Below are 17940 nucleotides of genomic sequence, written 5' to 3'. Positions count from 1 at the left end.
GCGACCACCGTGGCGAGCAGAAGTCCATAATGAGTGCCAGCCGCCCCTTGTGCCCACTTTCCCCGAACGGGCTAGGCCAACGCCTGCAGGGCTGCAGCGATGGTTTGGCTGCCGTCGCGGAACCCGATAGTCCGGCCGATTGCGGCGGGCAGCTCCAGGACGGCCGCAGCGACGAGGGCGACGTTGGCGCGGGCGGTTTCGGCAGCCTGCCATGGTTCGTTGACGTGGACGTCTATCAGGCCGCTGCCCGGCTTGTCCGTGAGCGCGCCGGGGCCGAGGATGGTCCAGTCCAAGCTGGTGCCGCGCAGGTAGGAGTCAGCGGCGGCCTTGGACTCCGCGTAGTGGAAGAAGGGGTTGTCCCGGGGCACTCCGTGGTCCGGTCCGGCTCCAAGATAGGACACCATGACATAGCGGCCGACGCCGGACTGGGCAGCGGCGTCCATCGAGCGGATCGCGGCGTCACGGTCCACGGCGTAGGTCCTCCCCGGGTTTCCGCCGCCGGCACCGGCCGACCATACGACGGCGTCGTGACCCGAGAGCGCCTCGGCGATTTCCGCCGTCGTCGCATTCTCCACGTCCAGGACGACCGGGGTGGCGCCGGTTGCCGCGACGTCGGACGCGTGCTCGGGGTTGCGGAAGATGGCGGTGACCTCCTGCCCGTCCGCAGCCAGGACTTTGGAGAGTTCCCTAGCCACTTTTCCGTGGCCGCCTATGATTGCGATTCGGACCATAGACCCATTCTGTCCCACGTCCCGGCACCCAGGTACCCTTTGCGGTATCAGATTCGGCGGCGTTGCCGGGGCAAAGTCAAGGAGTCGGAGCAACGCCGGGGTTTAAGCCGCCGCTTGCAGCGGCTGGTTCAGACGGTTGGCCAGGTTCCGCAGTCACGCCGGGCAGAACCCGCCAACAAGTCGCGCACGGTATCCGCGGCCCTGTCGCCAGTCCTGGCAGCCTGACCCGCAGCACTGGCTACTTGGACGGGAAGGTTATCGCAGGCGGACGCCCGGAGGGAGGTGGGGCGTCCCAGCCTGCGCTGGTTATTGCGGTCGTTCCTGGCCTTGCGGAGGCGGATGTCGATGGCGTCGCTGCGCCGGTCTCGTTTCAGTCTGTCGTTGATATGGCGGGCGTAGAAGTTGGGTTTGACGGTGTTACGGGCAGCAGCGCACGGCCAGGGTGCCCCGGCATTGAGCTTGCCGGTCGTAGGCCTGATGGCGCAGTGGCCCGTTGACTGCACTCCGGGTGGCCCTGCCTGACCGCATGGCGGGAGGGATGGCACCGCGCGGTCCAGCCAGGGGGATCGATCTGCGTGGATGCACCGCCGCATCCGGGCCGGCGGGGCCCGCCGGTGTTGGGCGGAGAGTCTTGACTTACTCTTCCTCCGGCGAGACCCTGCAGGGATCCGGCAAGTTCCATCGACGAAGGACACCGCCATGCCCGCGGCAAACCACGAAAACGTCGGCGAGGACCTCTCACAGGTCGCTGAACTCGCTGCGCAGCTCCGGGTGGACTCCATCCGGTCCAGCACGTCCGCCGGATCCGGCCATCCAACGTCGAGCATGTCGGCCGCAGACCTGCTGGCTGTCCTGATCAGCCGTCATCTGCGCTATGACTGGGACAACCCGGACCTGGACACCAACGATCACCTGATCTTCTCCAAAGGCCATGCCTCTCCCCTGCTGTATTCAGTCTTCAAGGCCGTCGGCGTCGTCTCCGACGATGAGCTCATGACCGGCTACCGCCGCATCGGCCGCCGCCTGCAGGGACATCCGACGCCGGCACTGCCGTGGGTAGATTTCGCGACAGGCTCGCTGGGGCAGGGACTCCCCGACGGCGTCGGAGTGGCCCTCGCTGGGAAATACCTGGATCGGCTCCCCTACCGGGTGTGGGTGCTGTGTGGCGACAGCGAAATGGCGGAAGGCTCCATTTGGGAAGCCCTGGACAAGGCCTCCCACTATGGCCTGACCAACCTGGTCACCGTCGTTGACGTAAACCGGCTGGGACAGCGGGGCGAGACCGAACTCGGCTGGGACATGGAGTCCTATGCCCGCCGGGTCCAGGCTTTCGGCGCCCAGGCCATCATCATCGACGGCCACGATCTCGACATGATTGACACGGCTTTTTCCACTGCGGCGAAAGCACCTGAAGGCAAGCCCGTGGTCATCCTCGCCAAGACCATCAAGGCCAAAGGCTTCCCACAGATCGAAGACAGTCCGGATTGGCACGGAAAACCCTTACCGCCCGACATGGCCGAGAAGGCTATTGCAGAACTCGGCGGTCAACGGACACTGACCTTGCGGGGCCCTCTTCCGGAAGAAGGGTCAAAGGCACGCATCGACGCTCCCGGCGCAACCTTCCCCAGCTACGCAGTGGGCGAAGAGGTCGCCACGCGAAAGGCTTACGGCGACGCTTTGGCAGCACTCGGCGGCATCGATCCCGCCGTTGTTGCCTTGGACGGTGAGGTCAGCAATTCCACCCATGCGGACGAATTCGCCAAGGCATTCCCCGGCCGGTTCTTCGAGATGTACATCGCCGAGCAGCAGCTCATCGCCGCCGCCACGGGACTGAGCAGCCGGGGATATAAAGCCTTCGCGTCGACCTTCGCGGCCTTCCTCACCCGCGCCTACGACTTCATCCGCATGGGGTCCATCACGGGCGCCGATCTTCGCCTGTGCGGCTCGCACTCCGGCGTCGAGATCGGCGCCGACGGCCCCTCCCAGATGGCGCTGGAAGACCTCGCGATGATCCGGGCCGTGCATGGTTCGACCGTCCTCTACCCTGCCGACGCGACCAGCACAGCCGCCCTGGTGCAGGGCATGGCGGAAACTTCCGGCATCAGCTATCTCCGGACCACCCGCGGCGCCTACCCCGTCCTGTACGGCGCCTCAGAGCAGTTCCCGGTCGGCGGTTCCAAGCTCCTGCGGTCCTCCGGCAACGACGACGTCACCCTCGTCGGGGCAGGGGTCACCCTTCATGAAGCGCTCAAGGCGGCAGACATCCTCGACGCTGACGGAATCCAGGCCCGCGTCATCGACTGCTACTCCATCAAGCCCATAGACGCAGAAACACTGCTCACCGCCGCCGGCGAGACACAGGGCCGCGTCATCGTCGCCGAAGACCACCGCCCCGAGGGAGGCCTGGGATCAGCGGTCAAGGATGCCTTGCTCACGGCACCGCCGGGTGACCTGTCCATCACGCACTTGGCCGTGCACGGCATGCCCGGGTCCGGAACCGGGCAGGAGCTCCTGTCCTGGGCAGGCATCGACGCAGAACATATCGCCGAGGCCGCCCGGAGCCTGGCCGGGCCAAACCCGCACCGGTCTTGATGGCGTGGCTCCCCGGGACCAACATAAACCCCCGACAGGCCTCTCCCCCGGAAACTGCTGGCTATTCGGCCCCAATTGTCCAGATTGTGTCTGGACAATTGGGCTGGACCGTCGGAAGCTACAACCTCTCTTCGCCGTACCGGCCCTGGGTGTCTGGTCCCAAACCGGGATTCTGGACTTCGGCCGGGGCTGGAATCACGGGCACAGGATTCATTTCCGCGGTCGCGTGGTTGGCGCTGGGGAAGGCCTCGTACTGTAGGCGCGGGCCTAATTGTCCAAAGAGCTTTGGACAATTCCTGATGTTGCTTTGGCGGAGTCAGCACGCCGTGGCGGGTGTGAGTTTCCCAATGTGAGCGATTATTGGCTGTCGTCGGTGTCAGAGCCTGCTTCTGCCCATTCCAGGGCGGCTACGAAGTGCCCCTCATTGGGGAGAGCCTGCTGTTCGGAAGCCGGGAGCTTGTCGTAGGTGTAGGTGGCGACGGCCATGGGTGAGGTGGAGCGTCCCAGGCTGTACCGGACGCTGCGGTTGTTCTTGGTGCCGCAGATGAGGATGCCGATGGTTTCGTTGTGGTGGCCGCGCCGAAGGGTGTCGTCGACGAGCGCTACGTAGAAGTTGAGCTTGCCGGCGTACTCCGGTTGGAACTTGCCCGTTTTAAGTTCGATAACCACATAGCCCGTTAACCGCACCAATGACGCACTTCACAGTTGATGCTCGGCACCGCTCCCCCCGTTAGGAACGGGGCATTTTGTGCAGGCACTGACTGCACCATCGTTCTGCTTAGCTGCTCTCCCGGCCTGACAAAGGGACCTGGGTCTGTCACTACCGGAGTCTGTGAGTCCGTTCCTGCGGCCGATAGCGGATACTACGTCAAGCTAGGTTGTCGAAGGGTCCATTATCGGCGCTTTCACGGTGCTGGGTGATCTGTCCGTGATCGATCCGGCAGCCCCGAGGGCGCGCTAGTCAAGTAATCCCACGATGTAACCGACAAAGTCCAGTAGCGACAACAGGACCACGGCCGCGATCCCGGCCATCCAGAGAATCTGGGCACCCTTCGTCGTACCGTTCTCATCGTGACCCTGCGGCCCGGCCGTCGAGGCTTCGCCCGGTGGGGTCTCGCCTGGCGGGGCTCCGCCTCCCGGCTCCAAGCCAGTGATCTTGTCCTCATATGGGTCTGGATTGCTTCCTGACACGTTCACTCCCTTGGCCGTAGTCGTGATGCTTTGATCAGGGTAACGGGCGGCGGTGGTCGGGCCCAGGCTGGGCGGGCCTCGATTCCGGGCTTGGTCCTCGCCCATCCCGGGACGGGTTTTGTCCGACTGAACGTGTGGCTGCAGGACGGGTGTCAGCAGAAATAGGCAAAGAGGGTACCCAGGTTCCAGAACTGTCACCTCAACCTGCCGAGCATCCCTAGATTTGCCGCGGGGCGGTCCCGCTCACGAGCTGGCTGACCGCTTCGTCTGCGGGCGTCTGCCCATCAATCAATTCAACAATGGTCCGGTTGAGCGCCGGATTATTCAGCGCGGCCTCGATAAATGCTGCAACATTGTCCCGGTGAACATCGCCGTACTCGACCGCTAGCCCAGCCTTGACTCGGCCGTCACCAGGCTCGTCGCGAAGAAGCCCGGGGCGGACAACCAACCAGTCCAGACCGGTCCGGGTCAGGTAGACATCGGCCGACTATTTCGTGCGCATGTAATGCTCGAAGCCCTCATTCACGTGCCCACCGCGGCCCCTGTCTACCACCGGGCACGGCGCTCGGGCCCCTTCACATGCGGGGATGGCTTCAGATCCAGCCGCCTGAGACGCCCGGGACTGTGCCGTCCCGGTGCACCGCTACCATCTGGGCTGCGCTCATCCCCCTCAGGTACCCCTCGGCCGCCTGCTCGGCGGTGATCCCCGCGTCGACAAGCCTCATCAGGTCGTGCTCGTCCGGCAAGGCTGACAGCCCTGCCGGACGCGAGGCCCCGGCCAAGACCTGCGCTCCGAATAGGATCAGGCGACGCTCGACGTCGAGACCGCGCCTCTCGCCGTCGGCGGCACGCGAGAGGCCGTTGGCCAGCCTCATGGTGCGGGCATCCCGTGGGATCTGCGCGGCGAAGTCGCCGCCGTGCCGTACAGCGAGCCGGTAGACGCCTGTCTTGACCTCGTTCGGGGTTGCCGGGCCGATCCCGAAATGCTCGATCCAGCCGCTGATGTCCTCGGCCCGGATTGGCTGGCCTGCGTCCGACTTCAGGCTGGCCAGCAGCCCACTCAGGGTACCCTCGTCGTCCTCGGCGTCGAGGAACCGTGAGATGCCGATCTGGAGGATGTCTCGCAGATCGATCCTGCGCTCCTGCACGGCGGCCCAAACCGTCTTGTTCCTCCGGAGCTTGCCGAGCAGGTCCTCCCCCAGCTTCTCCCCGAAGCCCTCCGGGTCCTCATAGAAGGACAGTGGGGAGTGCTGGAAGCGGTCGAGCACCTCCGAAGGCATCGCCGCCCAGCGGAGCGCGGCCTCCGCGGCGTCGTGGTTGTCCTCGACGAGATCATCGAACCCTTGCTCTTCGAGGAACGCGACGGCCTCGTCCGCCGTGGTGATCCCCGCGTCGAGTAGGGCCACGGCAGTCTCCGGGGACGCCACGCAGAGGACCTCGCAGAAGTTGTATGGAGTGGCCGTGAAATCGAACTCGGCCTTGCGCCCCCCGCGGCTCGTCCGCTTGGCGAGGGCGTCCAGCAGGCTGTTGCCACTCAGGAGGTCGCGAGCGTACGTCTCCACGACGCGGCGGTGCACATCGTAAGACGGAGCGTCCGGGAACCTCCTCCCCGGCACGGGATCGCTGCCCATACGTCCGAGAGTAGACCCTTCCCGCACCGTCAGAGGACCTCGGGACGGGAACCGAAGATGCCTTGAGAGGCATGGCCGACCGATTTCGTCTCGTCCCGGTCGGCCAATCGCCGATTCATCCGCGCGCTCCAGGCCGACTTGGCCCGCCCCGATCAGCCTGCCCCCTCCAGCTAAATCTGCCACACGCAAGCCGGTCCCCCACCGCGACACCATCCGCCCGCAATGGCGCTGCGAGAAATCCGATACAGATACAGGTATCAGGGATTCGCATATACCCCGCCCGCAATACCCGACAGGGATGGCCACAAGGATTTGATCTCAAGTCATGCAGTTCCAGGCGCTCCCCGCCATGAAGGAGTACAGAGCAACACCGCCGTCCCGGCCAAGAGAAGGAGCCGCCAGACCAGTCGCAACCAACAAAAATGGGCCCCCGCAGGGGCCCATAGAAGGAGATTTGTACACATTCAGCGGCCCGCAAGCCCCTGAACAGGGAAAACACGTGCCCGAGGTGGGACTCGAACTGCATTCCCGCCCTTGCGAACACTGGAAACTCTAGGAACATGCGGAATTCGAAGCAGTCCGAGGGCTGTTCGACCCAGTCAGGGGCGAAGGGTGTTGACATTGTCAACAGGCTGGTTTTCACCGCTTGAAACTTCTTCGGACAACGGGTCGGCTACAACCGAGAGGGCGGTCGCCGTCGATCCTAACAGGGGCCTAGCCAGAGAGCCCGACCGCCGGAACTGATATGAGCGCAGGAATACGGGAGCTATTCCGGTCCGCAGTGCGTTCCCGTGGACGCGTTCGATCGCCTTTGCTAAATGTCTCCGTCATCGGCGCATTAGTTGCCGTTTTCTCTGCTTTGGGCGTCATCAGACGCACACAATTTAGGGCTTCTTATCGGACCCGTTGACCTGCACGGCGAGCGCCCGACTTCACGTACTTGAGGGCCGGCCAGGAGTCATGCAGTCTGCCGATTGCCCGGCGATGGATAAGCAAACGCATCACCTCTGCCTGTCATTCTGCTAAGTCCCATGATCGCTGGGCGGTTCCTCCGCGCAACCGGGGCGCTACTGCGCCGACCCCGGGCGACCGAAAACTTCCAGAACGAAGGACACACGCTCCACCAGGAAGTTTTCGGCCCCAGGGCCGGTCCCCCAAGTTGCACTCCGGCCCCTCAGCCCAGCGGATGGTCCCCTACCAGAACGGCACCCACGACCAACCGCAGAAAACACAACAACGCACGGGTAAGGGGAATTACGGATCATGGAAAAGCTCACCATCAAAACACCATCAGATGTCCTCAGCTTCATCGGGCACACCCTCGGCTTCTGGCCCCAGGAAAGCCTTGTCTGCATCACCCTGAACGACAACAGCATCGGCGCAACCCTCCGCATCGACCTCCCCCGCCAGACGGGCCAGGAACTCGCCTATGCACGCACCGTCGCCCACTACCTCACCAGCGACACCACCGCCGCGTCCATCCTCTTTGCCGTCTACACCAGCGAACCCTGTAGGCTCGGGTCAGCCAAACCCCACGCCGCCACCATCGCCGCACTCACCGGGGTCCTCGCAGAACAAGGCATCACAATCCGGGACGGACTCTTGGTCGGAGACACAGCTTTCTCCCCGTACGACGGCGAACCAGGCACCAGCCTCGCCCTACCCGTCAGCTCCACCCAAACCAGCGCCATCAACGCAGAATTCATCTACCGCGGCAGCTTCATCGAACCCACCGATCGCATAACCCTCCCAACCACCAGCCAGGCAGAAGCCAAGGCCACCGCCGTCGAACACCACATGGAAGCCATCAGGTCCCAACAGTCTGAGACGGCGCTGCAGGAAGGCAGGAGGCTCTGGGCCGACATGCTCGATTCCAAGACTTTCCCGAGCGACGACGACTGCCACGCCCTGGTTGCAAACCTGCAGTTCCCCACTATCCGCGACCGACTCATCGCAGACATCCCAGGCGTGGACGAACCCATGCAGCACGTCCTGTTCGCCCAGACCGACACAGCCCCACAATGGTCACGCATCGAATGGGCCCAGCAACTACTCCTCCACGCCTACACCCGCACCAGCGCAGAACACGCAGCACCCGTCCTCACCGCCATCGGCTACATCAACTGGTGGGAAGGCAAAGGCAGCAAAGCCCACCAATTCCTCCAACTAGCCCTCGACACCGACCCCGCCTACCGCCTCGCCCGCCTCAGCGACCAAATGATCGGCTCCGGCCTCGTCGCCGGCTGGAACATGAACCGGGAAACTGCATATAAAACACTGCCCTTTGACATGACATGAGTCAAAAGGCCAAACCCGGATTCCAAAACGGGTCCTCCACTCCGCAGCCGACTGTTGAAGCCCGTGGTGCCGTATCCGAGCCGCAGATCACCTGACGCATGTCAGGGCGTTTTTGGTTGACGGAAGATCCACTATCGACTCTTCTGAACGAGCGGGGATTGCACCAGAACAGGGGCTGAGGTCGTGGTGGAAGGTTGCGCTCAGATAGTTTGCCCTGCGTCGGCTAGGAGGGTGCTTCCGGTCATGATGGTGGACAGATCGCTCGCGCAGAAGAGGACAATCCGCGCGATGTCGTCCGGGGTCCCGACGCGGCCGATGAGGCTGTTGGTCATCACCGCCATGGTCTGGCTCGATTCTTCCGTTGACGGGTGCCCCGCCGCGGCGGCCATGTTGCCTTCGGTGGGTACAAAGGTGGGTGCGACGCCGAGGACACGGATTCCGAGGGGTGCGAATTCGAGCGCCATCTGCTTCGTCATGCCGCGGACGGCGTGCTTGGATCCGACGTAGGCCGAGAGGCCTGGGGCTGTCCCTGTGAATCCGGCAGTGGAGACGATGTTGATGATAACCCCGCCGCGGTTGCCGCCGGCCATGCGCCGTGCGGCTTCGCGGGATCCGTTGAAGCCGAAAGCTCGTCCCTTCGATATCCAGCCACTGTGGACGAATTCACCGAGGATAAGACTGTCCTATGGATAACCATCGGAAGTGCACGCCGCGCCTTCGACTATCGCGAAGGGGTCGTCGTAGTGCCTGCCTGACATAGGCCGTACCCGTGGAACACGCAACTTCGCCGCAAATCTACGGATGTCTCTGACGTCAGGTTGGTACACGCCAACCTGACAAAATTCGAGGCTAATCTAGACTTCTTTCTGAGACGAGCCTAGAACTCAACCTGCCGGGTTCAGGGTTGGAGGCAATCGGTGGCCGGACAGCGGATCGGGTACGTGCGCGTCAGCACTGTGGACCAGAACGAGAAACGCCCGCTCGAAGGCCAGGTTCTGGACCGGATCTTCACTGACAAAGCCTCCGGCCGGGTCACGGCCAGGCCCCAGCTCACCGAGCTATTGCGGTTTGCCCGGGACGGGGACACCGTAGTGGTGCACAGCATGGACCGGCTCGCCCGCAACCTCGATGACCTACGTGGCCTCGTTCAAGGCCTCACCCGCAAAGGCGTACGGGTGGAGTTCGTCAAGGAGAGCCTGGTCTTCACCGGCGAGGACTCCCCCATGGCCAACCTCATGCTCTCCGTAATGGGAGCCTTCGCCGGCTCCCTCATCAGGGAACGTTAGCGGGAAGGCATCGCCCTGACCAAACAGCGCGGCGCCTACAAAGGGCGGAAAAAGACCCTCACTTCGGAACGGGCCGCGGAACTGGTCCAGCGCGCTGGCACTGGTGTTCCGAAAGCCCTCCTTGCCCGTGACTACGGGATCAGCAGGGAGACCGTCTACCAGTATGTGCGCCACGCCAAGCTGGAGTGAGCCGGCCTCGCTATGCCACATCGGGACTTCACCGGAGCTTGACGGAATCCTCATTATCGGCTCCTTAGAAGGGCAGGGGAAGGAGCTCCAGAAGGGGCTTCTGAACTATGCTTCTGCAGTTCCGGTTCGGACCATCAGACGGGGGCCGCAACGAGATGTCCCTCGTTGGGTAGAGCCTGCTGTTATGTCATCAAGCGACTCTAAGCTTCGACTGGTAATTCCCCGAATGCTGCGTTGGAAGCTTCAATTTCCGCGGCGTGTTGGTCTATCCAATCGATAAGCGACAGGAGCCTGTCGGATAAACCTCGGCCAAGGACGGTCAATGAGTACTCCACGTGCCTACGTTCGTCGTCGATAACATCGCGTGCGATAAGGCCGTCTCGCTCTAGCATTCTGAGGTTGAGTGTGAGCATTCGTTGTGAAATGGGATGAGACGGATCTAGGGCCGCTAGCAATTTCCGCAGTGTAGAAGGACGGTAAGGACCTGTGCGAGTTATCATCAAAAGCCAGTTGCGCCAATAATTGCCTACATGGTCCACCACGCTCACGATGGGATTGCTGCGGGTAGAATCGTAACGGGCAAGTTGGCGGCAGAAATATCTGAAGTTCTCGGCTTCGGTTGGATTAAGATGGCCCTCCCCCAGGGAGATCAGAACCTCTCGAACTCGCGACAGAGCGGGGGCGCCCCACGTTTCTTCGCCATTCGCTGACGGCATTATGCGGATGGTGTCGTTCCCGGAGCTTTCGGCCGCTTGCTGATCCGGTCCAGGCACTGACTGCCGTAGTGGTGACATGTCATAGGTAGTCACCATCTGGGTGAACACCGTCGCTGGAACACGGCCGGGAAACGTGCCCGGTCGGTCCTCCGCCTTCTCCCAGCCTAGGCGAAGTAGATAACTCCCGGGCTCATTTACACTTTGAAAGAGCTCTGCCGTTTGACATTTGGCAGACGCGAGCAGCAGGGGTCTGGTCGCGGCGAAGGAAGTATCTACATTGCCTAAGTTTTCATGGCGGACGTGAAATTCAACGTTTTCATAAATCATTGTCGCCTCTCAGCAAGGAGTCAGTCCCGTCGAGGATGCCTGCCACGCGCCCATTTAAGGAATCTCCCTACTCGTCTAGGGGACTATGTGCGCGGTCGTAACCAGGAAGCGTTGGCTTTRCCACTTTGTTTCCCGCTCCCCAACATCGCCAGGGCTTTAAGTTCCAGTTAACTTCGGTCCCAGGAGTGTGCCGAAAATTAATTAGCGACACACTCCTCGGGAACTCAGTCATTTGATTGGCGCGAATTTCGTTCGTTCTGTCCGCACGAAGGCTATCGGGATCAGAAGACCACGGTGTGGTTACCATGCCGGAGTATGCGGTCGTCGCAGTGCCATGCGACAGCCCTGGTGAGCACACGCCGTTCGACGTCAGCGCCCTTTCTCATCAGCTCTTGAGCGGAATCCGCATGGTCAACACGGATAGCGTCCTGCTCGATGATGGGTCCCTCATCGAGATCAGCCGTGACGTAGTGCGCAGTTGCACCGATCATCTTCACTCCCCGGTCTTTCGCCTTCTGATAGGGTCCTGCCCCGATGAAGGCCGGAAGGAAGGAATGATGAATGTTGATCAGCGGGACTCCGACTTCTTGAAGAAAATTGTCGGAGATGATCTGCATGTACCGGGCTAGCACTATGAGGTCGACGTTTCCGCGAAGTAGTTCCAGTTGCGTCCGCTCCATGGCGCTCTTATCCTGGGCGTTCGAAGGAACGTGCACAAATGGGATCCCGAAGTAGCGAACGTCCTCGGCAAGGTCTGAGTGGTTCGAGATAACCATCGCAATGTCAATCTGGAGTTCACCTCGTCGTTGCTTCCACAGCAGGTCAAGGAGGCAATGGTCGGTCTTGGATACGAAAATCGCGACGCGTTTTCGTTGTGCGGCGCTGGTCAGCTGCCATTCCGCGGTGTAGGGCGCCTCAATTTTCGCTTGTATCTGTTCCTCCAGCTCGGCGCGCCTGGCGCCGAAGTGTTCCAGGTGGAACTCGGTGCGTTGGAAGAATACTCCGCCGGTCGGGTCGGTGGAGTGCTGGTCCAGGGAGACGATGTTCGCCCCGAAGTCCGACAGGATACTGCTGACGGCGCTGACTATTCCAGGTCGATCGGGGCACTGTATCAGGAGACGTCCAACCGTCTCCTTTTTCACGAAAGTTGCGTCAGACGTTGATCGGGCCTCGGGCTGGCGACTGATGGGCAAGGTTTTCATTGTTTTGCTCTTACCTTCTGTGCAGCGGGTAACTGCTAGGGTTTGTTGTTTGGAAGCCGGGGTACCTTGTTCTACTCATGGACAGGCACGCTGGCCGGAATTGCGTCGATGTCGTAGTCCTTGTTGGTCGGCAGGTCGAGGTATGGGAAGCGTTCGACCGTTGCACGGATGGGTTTGATCCGGGATCCGTGGTCGCCCCAGTGCACGATGACTTCATTGCCGATGTGTGCTTGGTCAAGGTCCAGGGTCGTGTGCGAGATCATTTCGCGGTAGTAGTACGAATAGACTGCCAGCGATGAGACTCCCACGGGCTTACCGTCTTTGGTGACGAGGTCAGCGTGCCCCCCTGCGGGGGATTGGGGTGTTGTTGGGAACTCGAAGTGTTTGTACTCTTCCCCGACCTCAAATTGGGAGGCGAAAACATCGAGGATATCTTCTTTGTTCCACTTGAGCACCACGGTTTTGCGCTGGGGATTCGCCGACTCGGCCTCCAAGGCTTCACGGCCGATGAAATCGTGATCGAACTTGGCCATCCAGCCCCAGTTCACTTCATATGGAGTCCTCAGCCGCGCCCTCATATCCAAAGGACTGAGGCTGCCTGGCAGACCTCCGGGGGTATTTGAAACCGGTGTTCCGGCACCGAATACGGGGTGGGCGATAAATGCGGGATCGGCATAGGCGGCCGGTAAGAAGGTGCACCCTTGCTGTGGGAACCCTCCTTCTGTGTGGTTGACGACGTAGGTCCGCCAGCCAAGGCGCTTGAGTCCGAAATCCTTACCCGCTTGGTAGACGGCGTCGAAGATGGCCGGGCCGTGCTCGAGTGGGCCCCTCAATTCATAGGCAAGGGTGCCGGACATTCCGATTCGAGACAGCTCGATTTCCACGGCCTCATCTATGCCAGGGACGCTGACTTTTTTGACGTCCAGAAAGTTGAGGCTTCGTACCTGGTCGCCCAGAAGCCGTTCCAGAACCTGCAGCGACGTGGGGCCGGCAACTTGGAACAGGAAGATGTTCCTGAGGCTGATATCGACGTCGATACCCAGATCAGGAGCCTTGAACATGGGCCAGGGCATGGAAGCGAATTGGCGGAAGGACTCCTCGCTGTCCCGGACTGTGAGGGCGTGATTGGCGATGCATCCGTTTTCATCGAGCATGACAAGGTGCTTTGAGGTGCCGATCGGCCACTTGTACACGTTGTTGATGCTGAGGCGTGAAAGGAACTCCTGGGCGTGGGGGCCACTGAAAGTGATTTCGGGGAGGCCGCTGAGGTTGGATGCAATGTAGGCGCCCTTTTTCCATGACAGCGATTCAGCCTTCCACCCGTCCCCTTCCCAGATGTGCAGGCTCCCCAGGACATTCAGATAGGTTGGAACGTCCGGGTATGCCGGCACGTCGTTGACGGCTACGCCTTGCGTTCCGTTGGTGTCTCCCATGATGAAACTTCTTTCTGTATTTTGAGCGGTCGGCCTGGCGCGTAGCCTGTTGTTGTCGGGCCCGCCCTGATTGTTGGGGGTACTAGCGGGAAATCGCTCTTAGACCGGTTCTTCGATGAGGTCGTAGCGCGTTGACTTCACGCGCTCCATGACTGACCGCAGGGTCTCAGGCTCCTGACCTGTAATCTGCTTCACGTGCTGGGACAGGACGGCCTGATAGCCCTGGGCAACTGCCATGTCTGCTGTCACGAGTTCGTCGCTGGCCCAAAGGTGACCGTCTGGATTTAGGGGCATATTCGGATCGTAGGTTCGAGGCATCCCTATGGAGTCGAAAAACGCCTGTCGCTCTTCCGGGGTGACCGGCGTATATGCGATCGGGGCGTCGTAGATTTCCGCTCCGATACGGGCAATGTCTTCGTAGTTCAGCAGCTGGGGCCCCGTGATTTCATAGACAGCTCCTTCATGTTCCTGGGGGTCCTGAAGTACGGCCGCCGCTGCCCTTGCCACATCTGCTTTTGCTGCGGGAGCGAGGCTGCCGAAGCCGGTGGCCATTTCCAGCCGGCCGGACGCCGCCGCCGGTGCGATTTGGATGCTGCTGACAATTTCCGAGTACAGCGCGTTGCGGAGAAAAGTGAATTTCAAGCCGGATGCGCGCAGGTCTAGTTCAGTTTGGTAGTGGTCCTTGGCCGACATCGCTGGATTATTGGGTTGGACACCGCTCACCGAGGTGTAGACGATGTGGCGGATACCGGCCCGCTGCGCTGCGGCGATGGCATTGCGGTGCTCTGCGATTCTGCGGCCCAGGTTGAGCCCGCTGATGAGAAACAGCGTCTCAGCGCCGAGATAGGCTGCGTCGAGTGATTCGCGGTCCTGATATTCCCCCTGCAGGACACGAATGCCCTGCGCTGCCCGATCGGACAGCTTCCCAGGCGTGCGGGTGACGAGAGTGAGGTCTTCGTGCGCTGTGTTCTTCAATAGCAGCTTCGTGACGCGGCGGCCCAGGTCTCCTGAGGCTCCGCTAATGACTATCCGGCTCATGCCGTTCCTTTCAAAGGCACCTTGGACGGCCCGCCAAGGTGGAAGTTTTTCGAAATTTTCAGGGTCCTCCTCCGCTGTAAAAAGCGGTCGGGGAAGCCTGTCCTGCAGGTTTGGGACTGCTATCCGGGCGGTGTCAGGGGACTGTGCTCACAAGGCCCAGTCTCCTGACTCCGGGATAGCGGTGGACGGCTACCCGAGTTCAAGGCGTCTACGGGTGGAGCTGGTATGAAGTCATGCGATAGCTGGCTTCGCCGCTCAGCTGTTGCGGTTCGACCCAAACGGAGTAGCCTTCGGCCGCCTCGTACATCGTCCGCGGATTGATGCCGTCGGCCGCGAGCCAGACGATTGAGGAGTCAGGCATGGCATCGTCAACGACGCCATGCCTGACAAGTTGCTGCTGGCGGCGGACTTCGACGTGTGCCCCGATGAGCCGCTTCCAGTCTGGATAGTGTTCCAAGATCACACCTTCCTGCCGCAGGTTTTCAGCCGCGCCTTGCTGGCGCAGCAGCGCAAGGATGCCTTGAAGGCCTATCCGAGGGGTCCCCAGAACGTCTCTCCCGCGTATGTGTCGGATAACGGCTCCAGTGCCTCGGGCCAATTGTCTGGGTCCACGGTCCGCCGTTGGGCCGCCGGCTTGGCCTGGCCGTCCCATCCAATCTGTTCCATGTAGTAGTACAGCTGCATGGCATGCCCGTCCGGATCGACTGCATGGATGACGTAGTCGATGCCCGGGTGGACTTCCTGTGGCAGGTCAATGAGTTTCACTCCGCGCTCTTCGAGAAAAGTTCGCGCTGCTCGGAGCTGTTCGTAGGAGCCTAGCTGGATGCCGAAGGCCAGCAAGGTGCTATGTTCGCTGACCCCCAACACCTTGCGGAGTTCCAGCGGAAATAAACCGAGGCTGTGGTGTTCCGTGTTGGCGCGCAGGAACACGACCCGGTGTCCCTCGACGGTGGTCTCTTCGCTTTTGACCAGGCCCAGCCGCTCTGTATAGAACCGCTCAGCAGCCGCCACGTCTTCAACGAAGATGCTGACAGGGCCGATGCGAACGGGTTTGAACGGACGAGAAAGCAGGACGCCGCCGACGTCAAAGGTCTTGGGCAGTTCGTCCATCCAGCGGTAGCCGGAAGTCAGATCGACTCCGTCAGATTCAGCGGCAACCAGCTCGGTTGCCTCCGAGCTGGTTGGCAGTGAGGGGTGCTCGTTGGCCCAGGGCCACAGGACTTCAGGTTTGCTACGACCGTCCCAGCCGACCTGTTCGATCCCGTATTCCAGTTCATTGGTATGTCCGGTGGGATCGGGAAAGTATGTGTGCCAGTTGGAACCCGGGTCACGACCGTACCGCTCAATTTTGTTGCCCAACGACTCGAGCCACAGGCGGGCCTCGACAACTTCGCGGAGACTCCCTACCTGCCAGGTGATCTGGTTGATGGTGAGGTCGCCACGTGCCGGAGAGTCCATGTGCTCAACCCAGGGCCGCGGCATCAGGACGAACGTGTGGTGATCGCTGTTGTGGCGCAGGAAATAGATGTTCGTGTCAGACAGACCGTCCAGCCACACTCCCGGGTCGTACTTCTGAAGGTCGAGGGCATCCGCCTGATAAAACCCCAGGAGCTCGGTGTAGTACGAGAGCGAGGCGCCGGTGTCCTCCACGCTGATGCCGAAGTGGTTGAGACGGCGGATTTTGAATGGTCGGTCGTAGAGGACGCCGCCGACCGAATGTTGTTTCTTCTGGGTCATTTCTTGTCTTCCTTCATCTGTAGGGGTCACGTCGGCTTGCCTGCGCGTGCCGGCACTTCGCGTGAACTGAAGATTTAGTTGGCCGCCTTGACGACCTGGTTCCGGAGAGTCCCGATGAGGCTTGAGGACACTTCGACTACGTCGCCCGGCTTTACGAACAGTGTTTCCGGGTGAGATCCGTCCGGCTGCTGTTGGCTGGAATCGATAGCTGTCCCCTTCGGCGTGCCGCTGCTGACAAGATCACCGGGATACAGTGTGGTGTCCGCCGACAAATGCTGGATAAACGCAGCGAAATCGTGCACCATCGATTTCGTATTGCCGCTCTGCCTGATCTCGCCGTTGACACGGCACTCGATCGGGATGTTCTGAGGGTCGAGCTCTTCCCCCGCCACAATCCAAGGACCAATGGTGGCGGAGGTATCAAAATTCTTTGAGTGCATGAAGTCGGGACCGAAAGAGACGTTGTCTCGGACAGACCAGTCATTGTGCAGGGTGTAACCCCAGATATACGGGAGGGCATCATTACTGCGGATGTCCCGCCCGCGCTTGCCAATTATGATGGCAACTTCCGCCTCGTAATCCAGGCGCTTTGTCCGCTCGGGATAGCGTACTTCTTGTCCGTCAGCGGAAACCGCGCGGTGATCCTTGAGGAAGTACTTCGGCCCGCCCTTGACAAGACGCTCCAGGACTTCAGAAGTGTCTCCGGCCGAGCTGTTTTTGCTCGCCGCTTCCATGTGGTCGTAAAAGTTCGCCAAGGCGCAGAAAATACGGGCCTCCTTGGCGACCGGGGGGTGAAGTTCCACCTCGCCCAACTTGAAGCAGAGCTGCTCGCCCAGCAGACCGCGGTCGTCCTCTGCTGCGGACCATAGATACTCCACGGCGGTTTGTGCTTCCTCAAGGGCCCGCGTTCCCTCCGAGATGAAAGCACTTAGCTCATGCGGGACCACAAGGTCGGCTTGTGCCTGCGCCCGCGCCGCCCCGGTTGTCTCTGCAAGATACTTTGCATAGGTGGCATTGACATCGACCACGGATTCGCTCCGTATGATGCCAACTTTGCGTTCAGGGCCGAAAATTGCGACCTTCATGTGTTCTCCTCATCAATGTTGCTGAAACTGCTTTGGAAGGTATCGGCAGCTGGACCTGCTGGTTTCCAGTGAAAGCGTGTGTCCGCCTCCGGTTACTGGGCCGGGTCCACTCCCACCTTGTCGAACAGGCTGGCGTCGGTGGGGGTGAGGCTGTAAATGGTCAAAGTCTGGATCTTGCCGTCTTTAATCGTGAAAAAATCGCCGAGTTTGAGAGGAACCCCGTTCGCATCCAGCTCTATTTCGACAGCGACGTGGTCGCCGTTCACCACTGGCGGCCGTGGGCTTGGCGTCATCGCCCCTGGAGCTAGTCCGTTTTCGTACATCGTCTTTATTGCGTCTGCGCCCCGGATGGTTCCTTTGGCGTTGATCAGCAGGGCATCAGGTGCAAACAGTGCTGCAACGGCGCTGGCGTCCCCGGCTTTCACTCCCGCAAAGTAGGCGTCGACAACTTTGGTCGGATTTGTCATCAAGATTCGAACTCCCT

At 61.2% G+C, this 17940-nt stretch carries 16 protein-coding genes and 1 pseudogene; 3 read left to right on the top strand and 14 right to left on the bottom strand.

Features of this window, described 5'->3' with window-relative positions; translation table 11 throughout:
* Positions 1–71: 71 nt before the first annotated feature.
* A complete protein-coding gene (locus tag AC1DZQ_RS15330; RefSeq protein ID WP_476964303.1) occupies positions 72–731 on the bottom strand; it encodes an SDR family oxidoreductase in 660 nt (219 codons plus the stop codon).
* A 699-nt stretch (positions 732–1430) separates the two neighbouring features.
* Between AC1DZQ_RS15330 and AC1DZQ_RS15325 the strand changes: the two genes are divergently transcribed.
* Complete coding sequence (locus tag AC1DZQ_RS15325; protein WP_476964302.1) at positions 1431–3323, top strand: transketolase; 1893 nt, start codon at positions 1431–1433, stop codon at positions 3321–3323.
* A gap of 357 nt (positions 3324–3680) precedes the next feature.
* Here the strand turns inward: AC1DZQ_RS15325 and AC1DZQ_RS15320 are convergent, their stop codons facing one another.
* From AC1DZQ_RS15320 to AC1DZQ_RS15305, 4 genes are all read right to left on the bottom strand, one after another.
* The gene (locus AC1DZQ_RS15320; RefSeq protein ID WP_476964344.1) at positions 3681–4010 is read right to left on the bottom strand and encodes a PDDEXK nuclease domain-containing protein; all 330 of its coding nucleotides are present in this window, start codon (positions 4008–4010) and stop codon (positions 3681–3683) included.
* 270 nt (positions 4011–4280) lie between these two features.
* On the bottom strand, positions 4281–4514 hold the full coding sequence (locus AC1DZQ_RS15315) for a DUF6480 family protein (RefSeq protein WP_476964301.1): 234 nt from the start codon (positions 4512–4514) through the stop codon (positions 4281–4283).
* A gap of 217 nt (positions 4515–4731) precedes the next feature.
* Positions 4732–4986 (bottom strand): NAD(P)H-binding protein, encoded by a 255-nt coding sequence (locus AC1DZQ_RS15310; protein ID WP_476964343.1) that lies wholly within the window; start codon positions 4984–4986, stop codon positions 4732–4734.
* Between the two features lie 121 nt (positions 4987–5107).
* Positions 5108–6145, bottom strand: coding sequence for a hypothetical protein (locus AC1DZQ_RS15305; protein WP_476964300.1), 1038 nt, complete (start codon positions 6143–6145; stop codon positions 5108–5110).
* 1263 nt (positions 6146–7408) lie between these two features.
* Here AC1DZQ_RS15305 and AC1DZQ_RS15300 point away from each other — a divergent pair.
* Positions 7409–8443: a DUF4192 domain-containing protein gene (locus AC1DZQ_RS15300; protein WP_476964299.1), complete on the top strand. Its 1035-nt coding sequence runs from the start codon at positions 7409–7411 to the stop codon at positions 8441–8443.
* Between the two features lie 200 nt (positions 8444–8643).
* Here the strand turns inward: AC1DZQ_RS15300 and AC1DZQ_RS15295 are convergent, their stop codons facing one another.
* The gene (locus AC1DZQ_RS15295; protein WP_476868303.1) at positions 8644–9087 is read right to left on the bottom strand and encodes an SDR family NAD(P)-dependent oxidoreductase; all 444 of its coding nucleotides are present in this window, start codon (positions 9085–9087) and stop codon (positions 8644–8646) included.
* Positions 9088–9360: 273 nt separating this feature from the next.
* On the opposite strand from AC1DZQ_RS15295, the pseudogene AC1DZQ_RS15290 reads away from it, so the two are divergent.
* A pseudogene (locus tag AC1DZQ_RS15290) lies at positions 9361–9918 on the top strand (recombinase family protein).
* A gap of 200 nt (positions 9919–10118) precedes the next feature.
* On the opposite strand, the gene AC1DZQ_RS15285 reads toward AC1DZQ_RS15290, so the two are convergent.
* From AC1DZQ_RS15285 to AC1DZQ_RS15250, 8 genes are all read right to left on the bottom strand, one after another.
* Positions 10119–10634 carry a winged helix-turn-helix transcriptional regulator gene (locus AC1DZQ_RS15285; protein WP_476946742.1) on the bottom strand — a complete coding sequence of 172 codons (516 nt, stop codon included), beginning with the start codon at positions 10632–10634 and terminating at the stop codon, positions 10119–10121.
* A gap of 608 nt (positions 10635–11242) precedes the next feature.
* Complete coding sequence (gene purU / locus AC1DZQ_RS15280) at positions 11243–12163, bottom strand: formyltetrahydrofolate deformylase (RefSeq protein ID WP_476946735.1); 921 nt, start codon at positions 12161–12163, stop codon at positions 11243–11245.
* A 71-nt stretch (positions 12164–12234) separates the two neighbouring features.
* The gene (locus AC1DZQ_RS15275; RefSeq protein WP_476946734.1) at positions 12235–13596 is read right to left on the bottom strand and encodes a hypothetical protein; all 1362 of its coding nucleotides are present in this window, start codon (positions 13594–13596) and stop codon (positions 12235–12237) included.
* Between the two features lie 99 nt (positions 13597–13695).
* A complete protein-coding gene (locus AC1DZQ_RS15270; RefSeq protein ID WP_476946733.1) occupies positions 13696–14634 on the bottom strand; it encodes an NAD(P)H-binding protein in 939 nt (312 codons plus the stop codon).
* 208 nt (positions 14635–14842) lie between these two features.
* Positions 14843–15097, bottom strand: a complete 255-nt coding sequence (locus AC1DZQ_RS15265) for a hypothetical protein (protein ID WP_476946732.1) — start codon at positions 15095–15097, stop codon at positions 14843–14845.
* A gap of 65 nt (positions 15098–15162) precedes the next feature.
* Complete coding sequence (locus AC1DZQ_RS15260) at positions 15163–16371, bottom strand: VOC family protein (RefSeq protein WP_476946731.1); 1209 nt, start codon at positions 16369–16371, stop codon at positions 15163–15165.
* Between the two features lie 74 nt (positions 16372–16445).
* Positions 16446–17456 (bottom strand): fumarylacetoacetate hydrolase family protein, encoded by a 1011-nt coding sequence (locus tag AC1DZQ_RS15255; RefSeq protein WP_476964298.1) that lies wholly within the window; start codon positions 17454–17456, stop codon positions 16446–16448.
* 92 nt (positions 17457–17548) lie between these two features.
* Complete coding sequence (locus AC1DZQ_RS15250; protein WP_476946730.1) at positions 17549–17923, bottom strand: nuclear transport factor 2 family protein; 375 nt, start codon at positions 17921–17923, stop codon at positions 17549–17551.
* Between the last annotated feature and the right edge of the window lie 17 nt (positions 17924–17940).

The sequence above is a fragment of the Arthrobacter sp. P1_C12_2 genome, assembly GCF_056406415.1.
This window is presented reverse-complemented; position numbering and strand designations above follow the sequence as displayed.

Bases quoted from the DNA above. Each gene is read 5' to 3' on its own strand.
- AC1DZQ_RS15325 (WP_476964302.1), top strand. From the start codon at position 1,431: ATGCCCGCGGCAAACCACGAAAACGTCGGCGAGGACCTCTCACAGGTC.
- AC1DZQ_RS15255 (WP_476964298.1), bottom strand. From the start codon at position 17,456: ATGAAGGTCGCAATTTTCGGCCCTGAACGCAAAGTTGGCATCATACGG.
- AC1DZQ_RS15305 (WP_476964300.1), bottom strand. From the start codon at position 6,145: ATGGGCAGCGATCCCGTGCCGGGGAGGAGGTTCCCGGACGCTCCGTCT.
- AC1DZQ_RS15270 (WP_476946733.1), bottom strand. From the start codon at position 14,634: ATGAGCCGGATAGTCATTAGCGGAGCCTCAGGAGACCTGGGCCGCCGC.
- AC1DZQ_RS15285 (WP_476946742.1), bottom strand. From the start codon at position 10,634: ATGCCGTCAGCGAATGGCGAAGAAACGTGGGGCGCCCCCGCTCTGTCG.
- AC1DZQ_RS15275 (WP_476946734.1), bottom strand. From the start codon at position 13,596: ATGGGAGACACCAACGGAACGCAAGGCGTAGCCGTCAACGACGTGCCG.
- purU (WP_476946735.1), bottom strand. From the start codon at position 12,163: ATGAAAACCTTGCCCATCAGTCGCCAGCCCGAGGCCCGATCAACGTCT.
- AC1DZQ_RS15250 (WP_476946730.1), bottom strand. From the start codon at position 17,923: ATGACAAATCCGACCAAAGTTGTCGACGCCTACTTTGCGGGAGTGAAA.
- AC1DZQ_RS15260 (WP_476946731.1), bottom strand. From the start codon at position 16,371: ATGACCCAGAAGAAACAACATTCGGTCGGCGGCGTCCTCTACGACCGA.
- AC1DZQ_RS15300 (WP_476964299.1), top strand. From the start codon at position 7,409: ATGGAAAAGCTCACCATCAAAACACCATCAGATGTCCTCAGCTTCATC.
- AC1DZQ_RS15330 (WP_476964303.1), bottom strand. From the start codon at position 731: ATGGTCCGAATCGCAATCATAGGCGGCCACGGAAAAGTGGCTAGGGAA.